The organism is Agrobacterium radiobacter, assembly GCF_040801995.1.
Taxonomy (GTDB): Bacteria; Pseudomonadota; Alphaproteobacteria; order Rhizobiales; family Rhizobiaceae; genus Agrobacterium; species Agrobacterium radiobacter.
The window spans coordinates 2602432-2623376 of the sequence record NZ_JBEGHX010000001.1 but is presented as its reverse complement, the minus strand read 5'-3'; the positions used below and the strand labels follow the sequence as shown (position 1 = coordinate 2623376).

Annotated in this window: 19 protein-coding genes; 13 read left to right on the top strand and 6 right to left on the bottom strand. The window is 60.0% G+C overall.

The features are described from left to right. The first annotated feature begins 109 nt into the window (after positions 1–109). The 9 genes from rimP to MRBLRC7O_RS12825 all read left to right on the top strand — a co-directional run bounded on the left by rimP (position 110) and on the right by MRBLRC7O_RS12825 (position 11330). A complete protein-coding gene (gene rimP, locus MRBLRC7O_RS12865; RefSeq protein ID WP_003507173.1) occupies positions 110–706 on the top strand; it encodes a ribosome maturation factor RimP in 597 nt (198 codons plus the stop codon). Between the two features lie 64 nt (positions 707–770). Continuing rightward, complete coding sequence (gene nusA / locus MRBLRC7O_RS12860; protein WP_080865682.1) at positions 771–2387, top strand: transcription termination factor NusA; 1617 nt, start codon at positions 771–773, stop codon at positions 2385–2387. Beyond that, positions 2384–3085, top strand: coding sequence for an RNA-binding protein (locus MRBLRC7O_RS12855; RefSeq protein ID WP_003507171.1), 702 nt, complete (start codon positions 2384–2386; stop codon positions 3083–3085). Before nusA ends, MRBLRC7O_RS12855 begins: the two co-directional genes overlap by 4 nt. A 102-nt stretch (positions 3086–3187) precedes the next feature. Beyond that, the gene (infB, locus tag MRBLRC7O_RS12850) at positions 3188–5935 is read left to right on the top strand and encodes a translation initiation factor IF-2 (RefSeq protein ID WP_080865681.1); all 2748 of its coding nucleotides are present in this window, start codon (positions 3188–3190) and stop codon (positions 5933–5935) included. A 75-nt stretch (positions 5936–6010) separates the two neighbouring features. After that, entirely contained in the window at positions 6011–6427 is a 417-nt protein-coding gene (rbfA, locus tag MRBLRC7O_RS12845; RefSeq protein ID WP_003507167.1) for a 30S ribosome-binding factor RbfA, read from the top strand. A gap of 3 nt (positions 6428–6430) precedes the next feature. Continuing rightward, the gene (gene truB / locus MRBLRC7O_RS12840) at positions 6431–7378 is read left to right on the top strand and encodes a tRNA pseudouridine(55) synthase TruB (RefSeq protein WP_003507165.1); all 948 of its coding nucleotides are present in this window, start codon (positions 6431–6433) and stop codon (positions 7376–7378) included. Between the two features lie 163 nt (positions 7379–7541). Beyond that, entirely contained in the window at positions 7542–7811 is a 270-nt protein-coding gene (rpsO, locus tag MRBLRC7O_RS12835) for a 30S ribosomal protein S15 (RefSeq protein WP_003492949.1), read from the top strand. Positions 7812–8090: 279 nt separating this feature from the next. Then, on the top strand, positions 8091–10238 hold the full coding sequence (pnp, locus tag MRBLRC7O_RS12830; RefSeq protein WP_003507162.1) for a polyribonucleotide nucleotidyltransferase: 2148 nt from the start codon (positions 8091–8093) through the stop codon (positions 10236–10238). A gap of 75 nt (positions 10239–10313) precedes the next feature. Continuing rightward, positions 10314–11330: a class I SAM-dependent methyltransferase gene (locus tag MRBLRC7O_RS12825; protein WP_035213073.1), complete on the top strand. Its 1017-nt coding sequence runs from the start codon at positions 10314–10316 to the stop codon at positions 11328–11330. A gap of 17 nt (positions 11331–11347) precedes the next feature. On the opposite strand, the gene MRBLRC7O_RS12820 is transcribed toward MRBLRC7O_RS12825, so the two are convergent. Then, positions 11348–12292, bottom strand: coding sequence for an AEC family transporter (locus MRBLRC7O_RS12820; protein WP_080865679.1), 945 nt, complete (start codon positions 12290–12292; stop codon positions 11348–11350). A 484-nt stretch (positions 12293–12776) separates the two neighbouring features. On the opposite strand from MRBLRC7O_RS12820, the gene MRBLRC7O_RS12815 reads away from it, so the two are divergent. Then, complete coding sequence (locus tag MRBLRC7O_RS12815) at positions 12777–13769, top strand: adenosine kinase (RefSeq protein ID WP_003507158.1); 993 nt, start codon at positions 12777–12779, stop codon at positions 13767–13769. On the opposite strand, the gene MRBLRC7O_RS12810 is transcribed toward MRBLRC7O_RS12815, so the two are convergent. Continuing rightward, on the bottom strand, positions 13762–14301 hold the full coding sequence (locus MRBLRC7O_RS12810) for an SH3 domain-containing protein (protein WP_080865678.1): 540 nt from the start codon (positions 14299–14301) through the stop codon (positions 13762–13764). The two genes, MRBLRC7O_RS12815 and MRBLRC7O_RS12810, sit on opposite strands and share 8 nt — an antisense overlap. Before the next feature lie 174 nt (positions 14302–14475). On the opposite strand from MRBLRC7O_RS12810, the gene MRBLRC7O_RS12805 reads away from it, so the two are divergent. Further along, complete coding sequence (locus MRBLRC7O_RS12805; protein ID WP_020812792.1) at positions 14476–15480, top strand: 2-hydroxyacid dehydrogenase; 1005 nt, start codon at positions 14476–14478, stop codon at positions 15478–15480. Positions 15481–15525: 45 nt separating this feature from the next. Further along, on the top strand, positions 15526–16215 hold the full coding sequence (locus tag MRBLRC7O_RS12800) for a hypothetical protein (protein WP_080865677.1): 690 nt from the start codon (positions 15526–15528) through the stop codon (positions 16213–16215). Between the two features lie 64 nt (positions 16216–16279). Here MRBLRC7O_RS12800 and MRBLRC7O_RS12795 read toward each other — a convergent pair whose 3' ends face one another. Genes MRBLRC7O_RS12795 through recF form a run of 3 tightly spaced genes read right to left on the bottom strand, consistent with a single transcriptional unit; the run spans position 16280 to position 18670 of the window. Beyond that, complete coding sequence (locus MRBLRC7O_RS12795) at positions 16280–16756, bottom strand: GNAT family N-acetyltransferase (protein WP_080865676.1); 477 nt, start codon at positions 16754–16756, stop codon at positions 16280–16282. Beyond that, complete coding sequence (locus MRBLRC7O_RS12790; protein WP_080865675.1) at positions 16753–17520, bottom strand: molybdopterin-synthase adenylyltransferase MoeB; 768 nt, start codon at positions 17518–17520, stop codon at positions 16753–16755. The genes MRBLRC7O_RS12795 and MRBLRC7O_RS12790 overlap by 4 nt, the downstream gene beginning before the upstream one ends. A gap of 22 nt (positions 17521–17542) precedes the next feature. Continuing rightward, entirely contained in the window at positions 17543–18670 is a 1128-nt protein-coding gene (gene recF / locus MRBLRC7O_RS12785; protein ID WP_003507147.1) for a DNA replication/repair protein RecF, read from the bottom strand. A 152-nt stretch (positions 18671–18822) separates the two neighbouring features. Here recF and MRBLRC7O_RS12780 point away from each other — a divergent pair, with 152 nt between their 5' ends. Further along, on the top strand, positions 18823–19926 hold the full coding sequence (locus MRBLRC7O_RS12780; RefSeq protein ID WP_003507145.1) for an alpha/beta hydrolase: 1104 nt from the start codon (positions 18823–18825) through the stop codon (positions 19924–19926). Positions 19927–19956: 30 nt separating this feature from the next. Here the strand turns inward: MRBLRC7O_RS12780 and nrdF are convergent, their stop codons facing one another. After that, on the bottom strand, positions 19957–20931 hold the full coding sequence (gene nrdF, locus MRBLRC7O_RS12775) for a class 1b ribonucleoside-diphosphate reductase subunit beta (RefSeq protein ID WP_003507143.1): 975 nt from the start codon (positions 20929–20931) through the stop codon (positions 19957–19959). Positions 20932–20945 lie beyond the last annotated feature (14 nt).

Sequence of the window (20945 nt, the reverse complement as noted above, 5' to 3'; positions counted from 1 at the left end):
TCTTGATCGCTTGATGAAGAGTGGGGCCGCAAGGCTCCGCTCTTTTTCGTTAGGCGAACCGGAAACCACGGGCAGAAAGCCCGGTGAAAATCAAAGACCGGAAGGCCAGATGGCAGACACCGCACAAGAACCGCGACTGATTACCGAAACAGGCATCGACCAGCGCATTGCCGAGATCATCGAGCCTGTTCTGACGGGCATGGGCTATCTTCTGGTGCGCGTGCGGCTCTCCAACCAGAACGGCATGACGCTGCAGGTGATGGCCGAGCGCGAAGACGGAACCATGACCGTTCAGGACTGCGAAGCCATTTCGATGGCGATTTCACCGGTTCTTGATGTGGAAGATCCGGTCGATAAAGCGTATCATCTCGAAGTTTCCTCGCCCGGCATCGACCGGCCGATGGTTCGCAAATCGGATTTCACCCGCTGGCAGGGCCATCTGGTGAAGGTCGAAACCTCCATTCTGGTCGAGAACCGCAAGCGGTTTCGCGGCAAGATCGTTGAGGTTAATGCTGACGGCTTCAAGCTGGAACGCGACCAGATCGCCTATGGCGAAGAGCCGACAGTCATCATTCCGTTCAGCGCGCTTTCCGATGCGAAGCTCATTCTGACGGACGACCTTATTCGTGATGCGCTGCGGGCAGACAAGGCCGCCAAGGCCGCCGCCGCAAACCAGAACGACGAAAACGAAGCAGACGAAGACTAATTCCAACGTAAAGCCCGAAAAAACGGGCGATCAACGCAATTATGCGACTTACGGAGATAGAAAAATGGCAGTGAGTGCTAACCGGCTTGAGCTTCTGCAGATCGCCGATGCTGTGGCGCGCGAAAAGGTCATCGACCGCGAAATCGTGCTTGCCGCAATGGCCGACGCTATCCAGAAAGCCGCCCGCTCGCGCTATGGTTCGGAAACCAACATCCGCGCCGACATCAACTCCAAGACCGGCGAAATTCGCCTGCAGCGTCTTCTCGAAGTTGTCGAAGCGGCCGAGGACTATTCGACCCAGATCCCGCTTGAGTTGGCCCGCGACCGCAACCCGGACGCCAAGCTCGGCGACTTCATCGCCGACCCGCTGCCGCCGATGGATTTTGGCCGTATCGCCGCCCAGTCCGCCAAGCAGGTGATTGTGCAGAAGGTGCGCGAAGCCGAGCGTGACCGCCAGTATGACGAATTCAAGGACCGTATCGGCGAAATCGTCAACGGCACCGTCAAGCGCGTCGAATATGGCAATGTCATCGTCGATCTCGGCCGTGGCGAAGGCATCATCCGTCGTGACGAGATGATCCCGCGTGAAAACATGCGTTACGGCGATCGCGTGCGCGCTTACGTCTACGACGTTCGCCGCGAACAGCGCGGCCCGCAGATTTTCCTGTCGCGTACCCATCCGCAGTTCATGGTGAAGCTGTTCACCATGGAAGTTCCTGAGATCTACGACGGCATCATCCAGATCAAGTCGGTTGCCCGTGACCCCGGTTCGCGCGCCAAGATCGCGGTTATCTCGAACGACTCGTCTATCGATCCGGTCGGCGCCTGCGTCGGTATGCGCGGTTCGCGCGTTCAGGCCGTCGTCGGCGAACTCCAGGGCGAAAAGATCGACATCATTCCGTGGAGCCAGGAGCCGGCATCCTTCATCGTCAACGCCCTGCAGCCGGCAGAAGTCGCCAAGGTCGTTCTGGATGAAGAGTCCGAGCGCATCGAAGTGGTTGTTCCGGATGAGCAGCTGTCGCTCGCCATCGGCCGCCGTGGCCAGAACGTGCGTCTGGCATCGCAGCTGACCGGCTGGGATATCGACATCATGACCGAGCAGGAAGAATCCGAGCGCCGTCAGAAGGAATTCAACGAGCGTACGGCCCTCTTCATGGAAGCGCTGGATGTCGACGAAATGGTCGGTCAGGTTCTGGCTTCGGAAGGCTTCGCGCAGGTTGAAGAACTGGCCTATGTCGATCTCGACGAAATTTCGTCGATCGACGGCTTCGACGAAGACACCGCCGATGAAATCCAGACCCGCGCCCGCGAATATCTGGAGCGCCTGGAAGCCGAAATGGACGCCAAGCGCAAGGAACTCGGCGTTTCCGACGAACTGCGCCAGATCGACGGCCTGACCTCGCAGATGATGGTCGCCCTCGGTGAAGAAGGCATCAAGACCATCGAGGACTTTGCCGGCTGTGCCGCAGACGACCTGGTCGGCTGGAGCGAGCGCAAGGACGGCGAGACGAAGAAGTTCGAAGGCATCTTCTCCAAGCTCGACGTTTCGCGCGTCGAAGCCGAGAACATGGTGGTGCAGGCCCGCCTTCTGGCAGGCTGGATCACCGCCGAAGAGCTCGCTTCTGAAGAGGAAGCCAATGCGGAAGCTGCCGAGGAGGCGGATACCGCCGAACAGGAATGACATCGCAGGCGCATGAGCCGGACGAGCTGCCCGAAACGGATGACGACGGGCGGCTCAAAGGCGACGTCAATGGACGTATGTGCATTGTGACACGGCAAAGCGGATCGCCGGATGAGCTGATCCGCTTCGTCGCAGGCCCGGACGGCAGCGTCGTGCCGGATCTGAAACGCCAATTGCCGGGGCGCGGTTGCTGGGTAACACCCGAGCGCGCCCTGATCGAGAAGGCCATCGCGAAGAAGCTCTTCGCGCGGGCGCTCAAACGTGACGTCAAGGCCGGACCCGAGCTTCTTGCTATTCTCGACCGGCTGATGGCGCAGCATGTGGCTGGTATGATGAACATGGCGCGCAAGGCGGGCCAGTTCATCAGTGGCGCGACGAAGGTCGATGCCGCCGTCCGGTCCGGGAACGCGATCGCCGTATTCCACGCGACCGATGCTGCGGCCGATGGCGTGAGAAAACTGGACCAGGCCCGCAAGGCCTGGGCGCTCGGCAGCGATGCCGGCAATGAAATTCCGTCCTTCCGGCTCTTTAGCGAAGCCGAAATGGACGAGTTGATGGGCCAGAATGCTTTTATCCATGCCTGCGCGCTTGCAGGGCAGGCGGGTGAAGGTGTAGTGAAGCGCGCAACGATGCTTGAGCAGTACCGCCTTGGCGGTCGATCTCAGGCGGAACGCGACGCTGCCCGGACAGAACAATGACGCGGTTGCCCGACATGAACGGTCGCCGCGTTCCGATGCAGCAATTGAACGACGAGACCTGATGAACGTCATCCGGTTCTCGTCCGAAGGAACGGGAACGGAATGACCGACAACAACGACGACAAGACACTCAATGCGCCGGCCAAGAAGACTCTTACCCTGAAACCGGGCGGGATGAATCAAGGTACCGTGCGGCAGGACATGGGTCGAGGTCGCACAAACGCGGTTGTCGTGGAAACACGCAAGCGCCGCCCCCTGCGTCCCGAAGACGAGAAGCCGGTTCAGCCTGTTGCGGCAGCACCGAGGCCGGTGGTAGCAGCCCCCGCGCCTTCGGCACCGCGTCCGCAGGCTCCCCAGCAGCGTATTCACCAGCCAGGCGGCCAGCAGCAGCGTCCGGGCTCTTCCCAGTCGCAGCAGCGTCCAGGCTCGTCCGCACCCCAGCAGCGCCAGCCTGACCGACCGCGCGGCAATGTTCTGCACGACCTTTCAGCAGGCGAGATGGAAGCCCGTCGCCGCGCGCTGATGGAAGCGCAGGCTCGTGACGTGGTGGAAGCCAAGCAGCGCGCGGAAGATGAAGCACGCCGCAAGGTCGAGGAAGAACAGCGCATCGCAGCCGAAAAGGAAGAGGCGGCACGCCGCGCCGTCGAAGAGGCAGCGGCTGCAAAGGTGGCCGCAAGCCAGCCTGCCACTGAAGCAAAATCCGAACCGGCCGATGAAACGCCGGCTGCGGCCGCAGCACCTGCGCCACGAGCCGACGCCCGTCCTCAACCTGCAGCCGCCGCTCCCCGTTCTGCTCCTGCCACGCCTGACGCCATCGCTCCGCGCGGACGTCGTACCGGTGGTGACGACGAGGACGATCGTAGTGCGCGCCGCGGTAGCAGCCTTCCGGCTCGCGGCAAGGTCGTGGCTCCGGTTCCGGCCAAGCCCGCTGCCCGCCTGAAGACGGAAGAAGAACGCCGTCGCGGCAAGCTGACCGTTACCTCGTCCAATCTGGATGAAGACGGCACGCCGCGTGGCCGCTCCATGGCATCCATGCGCCGCCGCCAGGAAAAATTCCGCCGCAGCCAGATGCAGGAAACCCGCGAAAAGGTCATGCGCGAAGTGATCCTGCCTGAGACCATCACCATTCAGGAACTGTCGCAGCGCATGTCCGAACGCGCTGTCGACGTCATCAAGTTCCTGATGAAGGAAGGCCAGATGATGAAGCCGGGCGACGTTATCGACGCCGATCTGGCCGAACTGATCGCGGTCGAATTCGGCCACACCGTCAAGCGCGTATCTGAATCGGACGTTGAAGAAGGCATCTTCAATCAGGCTGACGACGCAGGCGAGATGGTTTCCCGTCCGCCGGTCGTGACGATCATGGGTCACGTCGACCACGGCAAGACCTCGCTGCTCGACGCCATTCGTCAGGCAAACGTGGTCGCTGGCGAAGCCGGTGGCATCACCCAGCATATCGGCGCCTACCAGGTCGAAAAGAACGGTCAGAAGATCACCTTCATCGACACCCCCGGCCACGCCGCCTTTACGGCCATGCGTGCCCGTGGCGCGCAGGCAACCGACATTGCAGTGCTGGTTGTCGCCGCTGATGACAGTGTGATGCCGCAGACGATCGAGTCCATCAACCATGCCAAGGCTGCCGGTGTTCCGATCGTCGTTGCGATCAACAAGATCGACAAGCACGAGGCAAACCCGGAAAAGGTGCGCCAGCAGCTGTTGCAGCACGAAGTTTTCGTGGAATCGATGGGTGGTGAAGTTCTTGATGTCGAAGTTTCGGCCAAGAACAAGCTCAACCTCGACAAGCTGCTCGAGGCGATCCTGCTTCAGGCCGAAATCCTCGATCTGAAGGCGGATCCGAACCGCACCGCAGAAGGCACGGTCATCGAAGCCGAGCTGGACCGTGGACGTGGTGCCGTCGCGACCGTTCTCGTGCAGAAGGGTACACTGAAGCCCGGCCAGATCATCGTTGCCGGCGACCAGTGGGGCCGCGTGCGCGCACTCGTCAACGACAAGGGCGAACACGTCAAGGAAGCCGGTCCGGCAATGCCGGTCGAGATTCTCGGCCTTTCCGGCACGCCTTCGGCCGGTGACCGTTTTGCGGTCGTCGAAAACGAAAGCCGCGCGAGAGAGATTTCCGAGTACCGCCAGCGTCTGGCCCGCGACAAGGCTGTCGCCCGTCAGACCGGCCAGCGCGGTTCGCTGGAACAGATGATGAGCCAGTTGCAGACTTCGGGATTGAAGGAATTCCCGCTGGTCATCAAGGCGGACGTGCAGGGTTCGGTCGAAGCCATTATCGCTTCGCTCGACAAGCTCGGCACAGACGAAGTCCGCGCTCGTGTCGTTCACTCTGGTGCTGGTGCCATCACGGAATCGGATATCTCGCTTGCCGAGGCATCGAACGCCGCGATCATCGGCTTCAACGTTCGCGCCAACGCACAGGCACGTACGGCGTCCGAACGCGCCGGTATAGAAATCCGCTACTACAACATCATCTACGATCTGGTGGATGACGTGAAGGCGGCGATGTCGGGTCTGCTTTCGCCGGAACGTCGCGAGACCTTCCTCGGCAATGCCGAAATTCTCGAGGTGTTCAACATCACCAAGGTCGGTAAGGTCGCGGGTTGCCGCGTCGTCGAGGGCAAGGTGGAACGTGGTGCGGGTGTGCGTCTGGTGCGCGACAACGTCGTTATCCACGAAGGCAAGCTCAAGACCCTCAAGCGCTTCAAGGACGAAGTCAACGAAGTGCCTGTTGGTCAGGAGTGCGGTATGGCATTCGAAAACTACGAAGACATCCGCGCCGGCGACACCATCGAGTGCTTCCGCGTCGAACACATCACGAGAACGCTCTAAGCGTTCTCGCCGCAAAACAGGAATTTACTGTCGGGCGCCGGCTTACCGGCGCTCGCTCCGTTTGAGGCATAACCAATGGCAAAAGCTACATCATCGGCCCCTTCGCAACGCATGCTGCGTGTTGGCGAACAGGTGCGCGCCGCCCTGACCCAGATTCTCCAGCGCGGTGAAGTCCGCGACGATCTGATCGAAGGCACCGTCATTTCCATTTCGGAAGTGCGCATGTCTCCCGATCTGAAGATCGCGACCGCCTATGTGACGCCGCTTGGCGTTGCCGATCACACCGACATCATCACGGCGCTCAACCGCCATGCCAAGTTCATGCGCGGCCGCCTCGGCCCGCAGCTGCGGCAGATGAAATACATGCCGGAACTGCGTTTCCGCGACGATACGAGTTTCGACAATTACCAGAAGATCGACGCCCTTCTGCGCTCGCCCGAAGTGCAGCGCGATCTTGGACCTTCAAACGAAAAAGACGACGAACAGAACTGAAGCATGTCCAAACCACGCAAACAGCAGAACCGCAAACCCAAGGGCCGCCCGATTTCCGGTTGGCTCATCCTCGACAAACCGCTCGATTTTGGCTCCACCGAGGCCGTTTCCAAGATCAAGTGGCTGTTCAATGCCCAGAAGGCGGGCCATGCCGGCACGCTCGATCCGTTGGCCTCCGGCATGCTGCCGATCGCGCTCGGCGACGCCACCAAAACCGTGCCTTACGTCATGGACGGTCGGAAAATCTACGAATTTACCGTCACCTGGGGTGAGCAGCGCACGACCGACGATCTGGAAGGCGAGGTGCTCGATTCCTCCGAGCAGCGCCCGGACGAACAGGCGATCCGCGATATTCTGCCCAACTATACCGGGGTGATCCTGCAGACGCCGCCGCAATTTTCGGCCATCAAGATCGCTGGCGAGCGCGCCTATGATCTGGCGCGCGAAGGCGAAACGGTGGAAATTCCCGCACGCGAGGTCGAAATCCATCGCCTGACGCTGCTTGCCTGCCCGGACGCCAATACGGCCCATTTCGAAGTGGAATGCGGCAAGGGCACCTATGTGCGGGCGCTGGCACGCGATATGGGCCGTGATCTCGGCTGTTTCGGCCATATTTCGGAACTGCGCCGCACCATGGTCGCCCCCTTCGGCGAGGACATGATGGTGCCGCTCGAAACCCTGACGGCACTGGAGGCCGTGGAGGACCGCGACGAACGGCTGGAGGCGCTGGACGCCTTCCTGATCGATACGGCCGAAGCGCTTTCCGCCCTTCCCCGCCTCATCATCAACGACGATCAGGCGCACCGGCTGAAGATGGGCAACCCAATCCTGCTTCGTGGGCGTGATGCACCGGCCAACCATCCGGAAGCCTATGCCACCGCACATGGCAAGCTTGTCGCTATCGGCGAGATCGGTGAAGGCGAGTTTCGGCCGAAGCGGGTTTTCGGCTGAGCCGGGCAGCGCGGGCGGGAATCAATCGCCTCTTTCCATTGCACCCGGAATAGTTTATAGGCAGCGCCAGCTTGGGCTTTGCCTATGCTGCTGAATGGCCTGAGCTGGACGACATCCCGGCTCAAGGCGTCCCATTTTTCCTTAAAACAGAAAGGATCGTCCGATGTCGATTACTGCAGAGCGCAAAGCCGCCCTCATCAAGGAATATGCCACGAAGGAAGGCGACACCGGTTCTCCGGAAGTTCAGGTCGCTATCCTGACCGAGCGGATCAACAACCTGACCGGTCACTTCAAGGACCACAAGAAGGACAACCACTCCCGTCGTGGCCTTCTGACGCTGGTTTCGAGCCGTCGTTCGCTTCTCGACTATCTGAAGAAGAAGGACGAAGCCCGTTACAGCAAGCTGATCGGTGCTCTCGGCATTCGCCGCTAATAACTTTTCCGGCGGGTTTCGCAACGATGCCCGCCGGTTTTTATATCCGGCCTTTCAAAGGCTATATGAATTTCCGGGCGTTTGCCGCAGATGTGGCCCCCGGACGATAAGGTAGACCCGGATGGGCCGGTGTCGCCTTTTCAACCGCAGACCTGTCATGGGGCAGGATTGCCGGATGCTTGCTTGTCGAAAGCCTCCCGCTGTCTTGCCCGTGATTGAGTCACCGCGTTGCCACCGCCGGCACGATGCTGGAGCGGCAGCCACAACCAAGGACAAGATATGTTCAATCAACACTCCGTGGAAATCGAATGGGCAGGCCGCCCGCTGAAGCTCGAGACCGGCAAGGTTGCCCGTCAGGCTGACGGCGCCGTCATCGCAACCTACGGCGAGACGATGGTTCTCGCGACAGTGGTTTCCGCAAAGTCTCCGAAGCCCGGCCAGGACTTCTTCCCGCTGACCGTCAACTACCAGGAAAAGACCTACGCGGCCGGCAAGATCCCCGGCGGCTACTTCAAACGCGAAGGCCGTCCGAGCGAAAACGAAACTCTCGTTTCCCGCCTGATCGACCGTCCGATCCGCCCGCTCTTCCCGGAAGGCTACAAGAACGACACGCAGGTCGTCGTCACGGTTATCCAGCATGATCTGGAAAACAACCCGGACGTTCTGTCGATGGTTGCGGCTTCCGCAGCGCTTACGCTCTCTGGCATTCCCTTCATGGGCCCGGTTGGCGGCGCGCGCGTTGGCTACATCAACGGTGAGTATGTTCTTAACCCGCATCTGGACGAAATGGACGAGTCTGTTCTCGACCTCGTCGTTGCCGGTACGCAGGACGCTGTTTTGATGGTTGAGTCCGAGGCCAAGGAACTCAACGAAGAAATCATGCTCGGCGCCGTCATGTTCGGTCATCGCGGCTTCCAGCCGGTTATCGACGCGATCATCAAGCTCGCCGAAGTTGCCGCCAAGGAACCACGCGAATTCGAACCGGAAGACTTCTCCGCGCTCGAAAACGAAATGCTGGCGCTCGCCGAAGCCGAACTGCGCGACGCCTACAAGATCACTGAAAAGGCTGCCCGTTACGCCGCCGTCGACGCCGTGAAGGCGAAGGTCAAGGCGCACTTCCTGCCGGAAGAAGGCGAAGCCAAGTACTCGCCGGAAGAAATCGGCGCCGTCTTCAAGCACCTTCAGGCGAAGATCGTTCGCTGGAACGTTCTCGACACCAAGAGCCGCATCGACGGCCGCGACCTGTCGACCGTTCGTCCGATCGTTTCGGAAGTCGGCCTGCTGCCGCGCACCCACGGTTCGGCGCTGTTCACCCGCGGTGAAACCCAGGCGATCGTCGTTGCGACGCTCGGCACCGGCGAAGACGAACAGTATGTCGATAGCCTTACCGGCATGTACAAGGAACGCTTCCTGCTGCATTACAACTTCCCGCCCTACTCGGTCGGTGAAACAGGTCGCATGGGCTCCCCGGGCCGTCGCGAAATCGGTCACGGCAAGCTCGCATGGCGCGCTATCCGTCCGATGCTGCCGACTGCGGAACAGTTCCCCTATACGCTGCGCGTCGTTTCCGAAATCACCGAGTCCAACGGCTCCTCGTCGATGGCAACGGTCTGCGGCACCTCGCTTGCACTGATGGACGCCGGCGTTCCGCTGGCAAAGCCGGTTGCCGGTATCGCCATGGGCCTGATCCTCGAAGGCGAGCGCTTTGCGGTCCTCTCCGACATCCTGGGTGACGAAGATCACCTCGGCGACATGGACTTCAAGGTCGCCGGTACTGCCGACGGCATCACCTCGCTGCAGATGGACATCAAGATCGCCGGTATCACCGAAGAGATCATGAAGATCGCTCTGGAGCAGGCACAGGGTGGCCGCAAGCACATCCTCGGCGAAATGGCGAACGCCATCACCGAAAGCCGCGGCCAGCTCGGCGAATTCGCACCGCGCATCGAAGTGATGAACATTCCGGTCGACAAGATCCGTGAAGTCATCGGTTCCGGCGGCAAGGTCATTCGCGAAATCGTCGAAAAGACCGGCGCGAAGATCAACATCGAAGACGACGGCACCGTCAAGATCGCCTCCTCGTCCGGCAAGGAAATCGAAGCGGCCCGCAAGTGGATCCACTCGATCGTTGCGGAACCGGAAGTCGGCCAGATCTACGAAGGTACTGTTGTCAAGACCGCTGACTTCGGCGCTTTCGTCAACTTCTTCGGCGCCCGTGACGGCCTCGTTCACATCTCGCAGCTCGCTTCAGAGCGTGTCGCCAAGACCTCCGACGTCGTCAAGGAAGGCGACAAGGTCTGGGTCAAGCTGATGGGCTTCGACGAGCGTGGCAAGGTTCGCCTGTCCATGAAGGTTGTCGATCAGGCCACCGGCCAGGAAATCGCTGCCGACAAGAAGAAAGAAGACGGCGAAGCCGCTGCCGAATAAGGCAGCGCCGCCAGACCCTATCGAGGCGCGGGTTTTGCCCGCGCCTTTTTTCTATTCTACCTTGAGGATGCTCCCATGAGCCGTGACGCTGTGAAAACCCTTTTCCACCCCTTTGCCTCGGAAATGCTTCCTATGCCGAAAGAGGGCGAGCGCGTTCTGTTTCTGGGAGCTGAGGCCGGTCCGCGCCTTGATGGTTTCGACGCCGAGATCGTCGCGGTTCAACATCTCCGGCCGCTCTACCGGGCCTTGCAGGCTCAGGGCGCAGAAGTCACCCCGGATGTTTCGGGCGAGGACTACGATGCGGCGCTTTTGCTGTGCGGCAAGCACCGTGGCGAAAACGAAAACCGCGTCGCCGAAGCACTTTCGCGCGTGAAGGCCGGCGGCCTGATCGTCGCGGCAGGATCGAAGGAAGACGGTATCGTGACGCTGCGCAAGACGCTGGCGAAGCTTGGCATCGAGGCGGAATCGACACCGAAATATCACGGCGTCGCCCTCTGGTTCAAACGTCCGGACGATATCGCATCCGCAGTGTCGAAACTCGCCCAGAAACCGGCGACGGTTGAAGGCCGTTTCACCGCCCTGCCCGGCATGTTCTCGCATGACCGCGTGGATGATGGCTCAGAACTGCTCGCATCGCGCCTACCGAACGATTTTGACGGCAACGCCGCCGATTTCGGCGCGGGCTGGGGTTATCTCTCCGTCATGCTGGCCGAGAAATCGCCGCGCACGGCCCGTATCGATCTGTTTGAAGCAGACTGGAACGCGCTGGAATTTGCAAAGACCAATCTTCTCGAAAACAATCCGCGACTGACGGCGCGCTTCTTCTGGCAGGATCTGGCAAACGAGCCGCCGAAGGAAAAATACGACCTCATCATCATGAACCCGCCTTTCCATGCGGCGGGACAGGCAGCAGAACCTGCCCTCGGTCAGGCCTTCATCAAGGCCGCCGCCGGCGCACTGCGCAGCGGCGGCAAGCTGCTGATGGTCGCCAATCGCGGCATGCCCTATGAGCCGGTGCTCGCGGCTGAATTCCGCACCAGCACTGAAGTATGCCGCAACGCCCGCTTCAAGATTCTGAGCGCCCAGAAGTAATCAACGCAGCAGAATAATCAGCTCAACAGCCATGCCCACAGCGACACGGAGAGAACGCCGGTCGCTGTGGAAATGCTGATGGTGGAGGCGGCAACGCTGTGGCCGATGCCGAAGCGGTTGGCGATAAGCCAGGCATTCACCCCCGTGGGCACCGAGGAGGTGAGCACGAGCGCCGCAGTCCATTCCCGGCTGAGACCGAGCGCATGACCCATTGCCCACACACAGGCGGGCAGAAGCAGCAGTTTGAACACCGTCATGGTGACGGCAATGCCCATATTGCCGCGGATGGTGTATTTGGTCAGCGCCATGCCGAGCGAAATAAGCGCCGCCGGCCCCGCCATCGACGCGATCTGATCAACCACGGTTTTTAAAATGGGCGTCAGAGCTACGCCGGAAACATTGGTCGAAAGCCCGATGACAAGCCCGATCACCAGCGGATTGGTAATGAGATTGCGGCCTACCTGCTTGAACACCGCAGCCATGCTGCGCTTTTCACCGCCGACCGCCTTATGGGTGGCATTTTCCATCAGGATCGTGCCGGCGATCATCATCACAGGCAGATGGATGGCGAGCAGGATGGAGAGAGCGACCAGCCCCTCATCCCCCACGGACCGCCCGACCAGCGGCAGGCCGATGAAGATATTGTTCGCAAAGGCCGAGGAAATGCCGGCAATGACGGCGATGCGGACATCCTGCTGGAAGACATAACGGGTGACGATATGCCCAACCGTCCAGGTGACGGCTACGCCGGCGAAATAGGTGATCCACAGTCGGAAAGGCGAAGCACCGTGAAAATTCGCTTCGGCAAGCGTGCGGAAGATCAAGGTCGGCACAGCAATCTTGAACACAAAGTCGCTGAGGATATCGCCGGCATCGGCCCTGAACAGACCGGCCTTGACGGTGAGCCAACCGATCAGGATGAGAATGAAAATCGGGGCGACATTCGCGGCAACGGCAGACATGGAGGGAAAGCTTTCGCGGCTTTTGCGGGGAGATACTCCGCTTTAGAGCCTTTTCAGCGGGAATGGAATCACGAATACGCTTTCGCTCCGCGTTTTCGTCCGATGAGGTATGCCGTGAAGGGGAAGAACGCGTGGTGAGGCGCTTGGGCGGAAACGCCCTTAGTGGCCACGTGGTACCATGGGCCGGCGTTCTCCAAAAAGAAAAAGCGGGGTCACCCCCGCCTTTTATGTCCGTTATATACCGCCAGTACATCCGTGGCGGAGATAACGGTTGAGCCAGAAGACCATCATGTCTTCCATTCCGGTACGCGTTCACACACCTTTTGCTCTGGTAGAAGGAATAGCTTAACCACATTACAGGCAGATGACGCGTTTTCGCCCCGTCCCGAGAACCGCATATTTTCTCTTTGGGCTTTTCTTGCCGCGAGAAATGTTTAAGACCTTTCGAAAAATATGCACACCCCGTGCGAAACGGATAGGGCCTATGACGAAATTCGACGTACTGACTGTCGGCAATGCCATCGTCGACATTATCTCCCGCTGCGATGATCGCTTTCTCAACGACAATGCCATTACCAAAGGTGCGATGAACCTCATCGACGCGGAACGCGCCGAGCTGCTTTATTCGCTTATGGGGCCGGCTCTTGAAGCCTCCGGCGGCAGCGCTGGCAACACGGCGGCAGGCGTGGCGAATTTCGGCGGTAAGGCCGCCTATTTCGGCAAGGTGGCGGAAGACCAGCTCGGAGAAATCTTCCAGCACGATATCCGCGCCCAGGGTGTCTATTTCGAAACGAAACCGGAAGGCACCTTTCCGCCGACCGCCCGCTCCATGATCTTCGTGACCGAAGACGGCGAGCGCTCGATGAACACCTATCTCGGCGCCTGCGTCGATCTCGGTCCGGAAGATGTCGAAGATGATGTGGTGGCAGATACGAAAGTCACCTACTTCGAGGGTTACCTGTGGGACCCGCCGCGCGCCAAGGACGCCATCCGCGAATGCGCCCGCATTGCCCATGAAAACGGCCGCGAAGTCTCCATGACGCTTTCCGACAGCTTCTGCGTCGGCCGCTACCGCGAAGAGTTTCTCGACCTGATGCGCTCCGGCACGGTGGACATCGTTTTCGCCAACAAGCAGGAAGCACTGTCGCTCTACGAAACCGACGATTTCGAACTGGCGCTGACCAAAATCGCAGCCGACTGCAAGATCGCGGCGGTGACGATGAGTGAAGAAGGCGCCGTCATCCTGCGCGGCACGGAGCGTGTGAAGGTAGAAGCCTATCCGGTGCATGACGTGGTCGACACGACGGGTGCCGGCGATCTTTTCGCTGCCGGATTCCTGTTTGGTTATACGCAGGACCGGTCGCTCGAAGATTGCGGCAAGCTCGGCTGCCTTGCGGCTGCCGCCGTCATTCAGCAGATCGGCCCGCGCCCCATGTCATCGTTGAAGGCGCTTGGCGAAAAACACGGTCTTATTTAAAGGCTTCGCCCGGGTAAGCACCCCAGATTTCGCCCTGCGAAACCCAGCCCGAGGCCTGACCGGCCTCGGCGCGGCACCAGTCGCCATTGCATTCGCCGATCCTGAAGACGACGCCCGGCTCAAGCCGTGCAACAACGGAAGCGCCCGACTGCGCTTCGCGGCGCATGTTCACAAAGACTTCCTTGCCCTTGCCACGCATCCACGGAGCCGCAACGGCCGTGCGCTCACCTGACAGCAGGGCCTGATTGACCCAGCCTTCCGTGCCGTCGGCATCGCGGATACGCCGCCAGTTTTCATATTCCTGGATGATTTCGACGGGCATTCCCGATTTCAAATACATCCATGACACGGCATAATCCGTGCTCGGGCCGATGCGCATATTGACGCGCTTTGATTTCAGGCTGACAAAACGCGGCAGCGGCAGACCGCTTGCGCCTTTTGCGGCACCCTGCGCCATGGCTTCGCCGGCCGCACAGAGAAGGCCCAGAGACAATGCAATGCAAACGATAGAAACCACACTGCGTATGCCCATTTCCGTTTCCTGCCTTCTGCAAACCGGATGATATTTAAGGAGGCTTATTTCCACATGCCTCAAGCTTCAGCGAGTTTTATTTGTCTTCGCCGGTGGGTCTGGTAGAAACGCCCTGATTGAAAGAAATTATCGCTCTTTCTGGTTAATGACTTCTGAACAAGGCAGCGGCAAACGATGACCCACAAGAAGAGACCGACAGTCTATATCACCCGCAAATTGCCAGACGTCGTCGAAACCAGAATGCGCGAACTCTTCGATGCCGAGCTGAATATCGACGATACGCCGCGCAGCGAAGCGGAGCTTGTCGCCGCCATGCAGCGAGTGGATGTGCTGGTGCCGACCGTCACTGACCGCATCACCGCCGCGATGATCGATCAGGCGGGGCCGCAGCTGAAGCTGATCGCCAGCTTTTCCAACGGTATCGACCATGTGGATGTGGATGCCGCGGCCCGCAAGGGGATTACCGTCACCAACACACCCAATGTGCTGACCGAGGACAGCGCCGATATCACCATGGCGCTGGTGCTGGCCGTGCCGCGCCGCATGATCGAAGGCACACGCGTGCTCGCCAATGGCGCAGATGAATGGCTTGGCTGGTCACCGACTTGGATGCTGGGGCGGCGTATTTCCGGCAAGCGCATCGGTATTGTTGGCATGGGCCGCATCGGAACGGCGGTTGCACGCCGCGCCAAGGCCTTCGGGCTTTCCATTCATTATCATAACCGCAAGCGCGTCAATCCGGCCACCGAGGCGGAGCTTGAGGCGACCTATTGGGATAGCCTTGACCAGATGCTGGCGCGGGTGGATATCGTTTCCGTCAATTGCCCCTCGACGCCTGCAACCTATCATCTGATTTCGGCGCGGCGGCTCGCGCTGATGCAGCCGACCAGCTACATCGTCAATACTGCGCGCGGCGATATCATCGATGAGGCGGCGATGATCCAGTGCCTGCGCGAAGGCAAGATCGCCGGCGCCGGTCTTGACGTCTATGAGAACGAGCCTGCGGTGAACCCCAAGCTCATCAAGCTCGCCAAGGAAGGTAAGGTCGTGCTGCTTCCGCACATGGGTTCTGCGACGATCGAAGGCCGCATCGAAATGGGCGACAAGGTCATCATCAACATCCGCACGCTGTTCGACGGCCACCGTCCCCCGAACCGGGTGCTGCCGGGGCGGAACTGAGCCGGCTCAGGCCACCGTCGTTCGATCATAGGGAGGGAAAGTTCAATGGGTATCCAGGCGAAGTTCTTAACGGTGATCTCCATCCTGCTCATGCTGGTCGGCGGTTCGGCCCAGGCCGCTTCGCCCTCCCCTGAAGAGACTGCGGAACTCTATTATCGCGCCTGGCTGAATTTTGATCGCGCCAGCATGTCTCGTTTGAACAAGGAATGGGGATCCTCGGGTAGCAGCCCGCGCTACGCGGATATGGAACTGGTTGCAGACCCGGTCGCCTGGCAACGCAAAAACAGAGGCATGCATTCACCCAAGGGGACAACGAACGAACAATCGGAGCAATTCGCAAAGCTCTGGGTGGCGAGTACGAAACGGGTGCGTTGCAAGGCGGAGCCCGCACGTATCGGTGCACAAACGCCCACGGGTGTTGTTGTGGCGCAAATCAGGATGAACTGCTCTCTGCCGGATGTCGCGCCAGCCTTCCAGCGGCTGAAGGCCAGTGCAAATGCAGACGAGATCGGCGACAGAACGCGCATGCCGTCCGCAAGACTGATGAAGCAGATGGTGGAAGCGACAAAGGCGGCTCCTCTCACCCACAAGGTCAACACGGAAATCCAGCTCTTCCGCGGGCCGGAGAAAGCTGTGTGGCGGGTCGGATCGGCAGAAAACCAGTCGCAGACCGGCATTGACCGCGTCTCCTCGGTCTTTCTCTCCCAGATGGTGCAATCCGGCCTTTTGCAATAGGCTCTGTGATCGGCCAAGGAAGATAACTCCGGACTTTACGCAGCCGGATCGGCTGAAGACGATTTCAGCCGAGGACCTTGGTCATCTCGATCGAGGTCGTGCGATCGTAACCGGCATGGGCGTTTTCAGCAGTCTTGACGAAACCCCAGGCGGCGAATCTGGCGTGATTGGTGATCAGCTCGATGCGGGTTTCCAGCCGCAGCGCCGGCAGCGCCAATTCGCGCGCCAACGCTTCGGACCTCTGCAGCAGCATCTTGCCTATGCCCTTTCCCTGCGCCTGGGGTGAGACGCACAGCTTTCCGACGTAAAGACAGGCGGGTGGCTCCGGCCGGCAGAACAGGCAGCCCAACAGTTCGCCTTCGTCCACCGCAACGAAAGCAATTTCCGCCCTCGCCTTTTCGGAGAGATTATCCAGCGTCAGGCGATGGGCCGAGGACGGTGGATCGATGACGCCGTCCATATAGGCGAAGGACGACATGATGAGCGCCAGCAATTCCTGCCAGCGATCGAAGTCCTCTCCGATCCCGATAATCTCGGTCATGATTTCCCTCCCGTTGCCCGTCGCCTGTATCGCACGGTTTCGAAACGGGCCGACAGGGCATCATAAAGGAGCAGGCGGCCAATCAGCGGTTCGCCGGCACCGGTGATCACCTTGATCGCCTCCATGGCCATAAGCGTGCCGATAACCCCGGTCAGCGCGCCGACAATACCTGTTTCCGCGCAATTGGGAATAAGCCCCTGCGGAGGCGGCTCGGGAAACAGGTCACGATAGCCGGGCAGCAGAATGCCCTCGACATTTGTCTCGTAGGGTTTCAGCACCGTTACCGAGCCGTCAAAACGGCCGACAGCACCCGTTACCAGCGGTCTCCTGGCAGCCTCCGCCGCATCGGCGGCGGTATAACGCGTATCGAAATTGTCCGAGCCGTCGATAAGGAGATCGAAGGATTGCAGATGGTCATGCGCCCAGACCTGCGAAAAGCGTTCCTCATAAACAAGAGTACGGACATACGGGTTGAGACGGGCGATGGCCTTGCGGGCGCTTTCCGTTTTCAGCTCCCCAATCGTGCCGGTATCGTGGATCACCTGTCGCTGGAGGTTGGAGAGGGAAACCACATCGTCATCGATCATGCCGAGCGTGCCGACACCGGCGGCGGCAAGATAATGAAGCACGGGCGCACCAAGACCGCCCGCTCCGATCACCAGTACGCGCGCCGCCTTCAGCCGCTGCTGTCCGGCGCCGCCGATTTCCGGCAGCAGGATGTGACGCTTGTAGCGTTCGATTTCTTCCGGGCTCAGCGGGTCCATGTCGCACTCCATCTCTCTGCCGTCACGCCGTGATGCTCCCGTGGGATACATTGAAGAACTGCGCCCGCTCACCAAGGGCCGAGAACATGGCCGCATCCGTTCCCGTCATGAAGCTCTGGCCGCCAAGCGCGTGGATGAGATCGAACAGCGCCGCCCGCCTGCCCTCATCCAGATGGGCGGCGATCTCGTCCAGCAGCAGGACCGGCGCATGGCCGGTCATATTGGCGGTGAGCTGCGCATGGGCAAGCACCAGCCCCACCAGCAGCGCCTTCTGTTCCCCGGTTGAACAGCGTTCGGCCTCCATGTCCTTTTCCGCATGACGCACGAAGAGATCGACGCGGTGCGGCCCATCCAGCGTACGGCCGGCAGCGGCGTCGCGATACCGGCCATCGCGCAACATAAGCCTGTATTCATCCTCCAGATCGACGGCAGGGCGGTTGAGCCCATCGTCCATGAAACCGGAGAGCGAGAGCGCTGCCGACGGGAAAGCGGCATTGCCCGCCCGCCCTTCGATCAGGCTCTTCAGAAGGCCGAGCATCTCATAACGGGCAACGGCCATGGATATGCCGAGTTCGGCCATCTGCTTTTCGATACCGTCCAGCCAGACCGGATCAAAGCGGCCTTCCGAAAGCAGGCGGTTGCGGCCGCGCATGGCCTTTTCAAAATCGCTTGCCCGCCGTCCATGAGCTGGATCGAGCGACAGCACCAGCCGGTCGAGGAAACGCCGGCGATCCGATGATGAGCCGGTAAAGAGGCCATCCATGGCGGGCGTCAGCCACAGCACCCGCAGATGGTCGGTCAATTCGTCGACGGATTTGACGGGCGTGCCATTTAGTCTCAGGCGACGCGACACCACCTCTCCGTCACCTTCGATCCCGGTGCCGATGGCGACTTCGCCATCCATGCCTTCGACATCGGCAAAAATCGAGAAACCGGCAGCCTCCGCCCCCACCCGTGTTACGTCGGATAAAGTGGCCCGGCGCAGGCCTCTTCCGGGTGAGAGAAAGGAGACAGCCTCAAGCAGATTGGTCTTGCCGGAACCATTGTCGCCCGTCAGCACCACATGGCGGTCATCGAGCGTGAGCGCAGCCGCCGCATAATTGCGGAAGTCCGTGAGTTTCAGCCGTAAAAGCGACACCTTGTTCGTCATCTTTACGGCCTAAAACGAACATGTCCGGATAGCAAGGTGGGGAATGCCTCTCCACATCGAAGACCACCGCAGCAGCGCAATTCATTCTCCAGTAGCAACTTTTTTGACGGCCGGTTATTTATCAGCCGTTCCTTGTCATCGGTAGCCCATTCATGCGCCTGATTTTTTCGCTCCTTCTCACCCTCAGCGTTCTTTCATCCTGCGCGGGCAGACCGGGGGCGGATGTGCTGCAGGCTGTGGACACCAGGGCCAAAGGCACCAAAATCGTAACCGCCTATGTGGCGAGTACACGCGAGAGAAACAAGGACGCAAAAAAGGGCTTCGGGACGGAACGGGCGGCCGAGCCGAATTATGCGCGCTTCGATATTTCCATTCCTCCTACCCATAAAAGCGGAAAAATCGAGTGGTCCAGCGGCAAGCCGGACCCGAAGAAGGACTTCGTTGTTACCAAGGCCGATATGTTGACGAAGACGGCCTTCAACGCCGATCTCGGCGATATTGCCCGCTCTGGCAAGCAGATCGCACTTTTTGTGCATGGCTATAATTACAGCTATCAGGAAGCCCTTTTCCGCGCGGCGCAAATGGCTGCCGATGCCAATATGAATGGCGTGCCATTAGTCTTTGCCTGGCCTTCGCAGGCCAATGTCACCGGCTACGTCGCCGACAAGGAATCGGCGACCTATTCGCGTGATGCGCTGGCCGCCCTATTGACCGACCTCACCCGGCAGACACCACGAAAAAGCGTCGTCGTATTCGGTCACAGCATGGGCGGCTGGCTGGTGATGGAAGCGTTGCGGCAATTGCGCTTCGAAGGCAGGAACGATGTCATCGCCAAGCTGCAGGTGGTGCTGGCTGCGCCCGATATCGACGCCGATGTCTTCCGCAAGCAGATCGAGGTCGTCGGCCGGCTCAATCCGCCACTCACCGTGCTGGTGTCCAAGGACGACCGGGCCTTAAAAGCATCCTCCATACTGGGTGCCGATGTCACCCGCATCGGTGCGCTTGACGTCACCGATCCGCAGGTTCAGGAAGCGGCCCTGAAAGAGGGCGTGCAATTCGTCGATATCTCCAATCTGGAGGCGTCGGACCCACTCAATCACGACCGTTATGCCGCGCTGGCCTCCATGGTTCCGCAACTGGAGGCAAGCAGGCGCGGCGGTGATATCAATAGTGCAGGAGCCTTCGTATTCGATGCGATCGGCGCAACGGTCTCCAGCCCCTTCCGCCTTGCGAGCCAGGTGGTGAACCCGCAATAGGCTTTGCGGGTTCCTGCTGACATCAGGGTTTCAGAAATCCCAGTCTTCATCTTCAGTCGCGACCGCCTTGCCGATGACATAGGACGAGCCGGAACCGGAGAAAAAGTCGTGGTTCTCGTCGGCATTGGGTGAGAGTGCCGACAGGATCGCTGGATTGACCCGGCAGGCCTCGGCGGGAAACAGCGCCTCGTAACCCAGATTCATAAGGGCCTTGTTGGCGTTGTAATGCAGGAACTGCTTGACATCCTCGGTCAGGCCAACGCCGTCATAGAGGTCTTCGGTATATTTCGCCTCGTTGTCATAAAGCTCGAGCAGGAGATCGAAGGCGAAGTCCTTGATTTCCTGTCTCTCCTTTTCGCCGAGGCGCTCCACCGCCCGCTGGAACTTGTAGCCGATATAATAGCCATGCACGGCCTCGTCGCGGATGATGAGGCGGATCAAATCCGCCGTATTGGTAAGCTTGGCGCGGCTTGACCAGAACATCGGCAGGTAGAAGCCGGAATAGAACAGAAAGCTTTCCAGGAAAACGCTGGCGATCTTCTTTTTCAGCGGATCGCCGCTGTCATATTCGCGCATGATCAGCGCGGATTTGCGTTGCAGGAACTCGTTTTCCTCAGACCAGCGATAGGCATCGTCGACATCAGGCGTGGAGCATAGCGTCGAGAAGATCGAGGAATAGGAGCGGGCGTGCACGGCCTCCATGAAGGAAATGTTGGAGAGCACGGCCTCCTCATGCGGCGTGGCCGAATCCGCCATCAGCCGCACGGCGCCGACGCCGTTCTGGATGGTGTCGAGCAATGTCAGCCCGGTGAAGACACGGATGGTCAGTTTCTGTTCTTCCGGCTTCAGCGTTCCCCAGGAGGGAATGTCGTTGGAGAGCGGCACTTTTTCCGGAAGCCAGAAATTCGAGGTCAGGCGGTTCCAGACTTCGAGATCCTTGTCGTCCTCGATGCGGTTCCAGTTGACCGCGCGAATGCGGGACGCGGGTTTTACGGCGATGTTCATTGTCTTGTCCCTCA

Excerpts from the sequence above, each read along its gene's own strand:
- rpsO (WP_003492949.1), top strand. The coding sequence starts at position 7,542 with ATGTCGATTACTGCAGAGCGCAAAGCCGCCCTCATCAAGGAATATGCC.
- truB (WP_003507165.1), top strand. The coding sequence starts at position 6,431 with ATGTCCAAACCACGCAAACAGCAGAACCGCAAACCCAAGGGCCGCCCG.
- MRBLRC7O_RS12790 (WP_080865675.1), bottom strand. The coding sequence starts at position 17,520 with ATGGACCCGCTGAGCCCGGAAGAAATCGAACGCTACAAGCGTCACATC.
- rbfA (WP_003507167.1), top strand. The coding sequence starts at position 6,011 with ATGGCAAAAGCTACATCATCGGCCCCTTCGCAACGCATGCTGCGTGTT.
- MRBLRC7O_RS12820 (WP_080865679.1), bottom strand. The coding sequence starts at position 12,292 with ATGTCTGCCGTTGCCGCGAATGTCGCCCCGATTTTCATTCTCATCCTG.
- MRBLRC7O_RS12800 (WP_080865677.1), top strand. The coding sequence starts at position 15,526 with ATGGGTATCCAGGCGAAGTTCTTAACGGTGATCTCCATCCTGCTCATG.
- pnp (WP_003507162.1), top strand. The coding sequence starts at position 8,091 with ATGTTCAATCAACACTCCGTGGAAATCGAATGGGCAGGCCGCCCGCTG.
- MRBLRC7O_RS12815 (WP_003507158.1), top strand. The coding sequence starts at position 12,777 with ATGACGAAATTCGACGTACTGACTGTCGGCAATGCCATCGTCGACATT.
- nusA (WP_080865682.1), top strand. The coding sequence starts at position 771 with ATGGCAGTGAGTGCTAACCGGCTTGAGCTTCTGCAGATCGCCGATGCT.
- nrdF (WP_003507143.1), bottom strand. The coding sequence starts at position 20,931 with ATGAACATCGCCGTAAAACCCGCGTCCCGCATTCGCGCGGTCAACTGG.
- infB (WP_080865681.1), top strand. The coding sequence starts at position 3,188 with ATGACCGACAACAACGACGACAAGACACTCAATGCGCCGGCCAAGAAG.
- MRBLRC7O_RS12825 (WP_035213073.1), top strand. The coding sequence starts at position 10,314 with ATGAGCCGTGACGCTGTGAAAACCCTTTTCCACCCCTTTGCCTCGGAA.
- MRBLRC7O_RS12805 (WP_020812792.1), top strand. The coding sequence starts at position 14,476 with ATGACCCACAAGAAGAGACCGACAGTCTATATCACCCGCAAATTGCCA.
- rimP (WP_003507173.1), top strand. The coding sequence starts at position 110 with ATGGCAGACACCGCACAAGAACCGCGACTGATTACCGAAACAGGCATC.
- recF (WP_003507147.1), bottom strand. The coding sequence starts at position 18,670 with ATGACGAACAAGGTGTCGCTTTTACGGCTGAAACTCACGGACTTCCGC.
- MRBLRC7O_RS12795 (WP_080865676.1), bottom strand. The coding sequence starts at position 16,756 with ATGACCGAGATTATCGGGATCGGAGAGGACTTCGATCGCTGGCAGGAA.
- MRBLRC7O_RS12780 (WP_003507145.1), top strand. The coding sequence starts at position 18,823 with ATGCGCCTGATTTTTTCGCTCCTTCTCACCCTCAGCGTTCTTTCATCC.
- MRBLRC7O_RS12810 (WP_080865678.1), bottom strand. The coding sequence starts at position 14,301 with ATGGGCATACGCAGTGTGGTTTCTATCGTTTGCATTGCATTGTCTCTG.
- MRBLRC7O_RS12855 (WP_003507171.1), top strand. The coding sequence starts at position 2,384 with ATGACATCGCAGGCGCATGAGCCGGACGAGCTGCCCGAAACGGATGAC.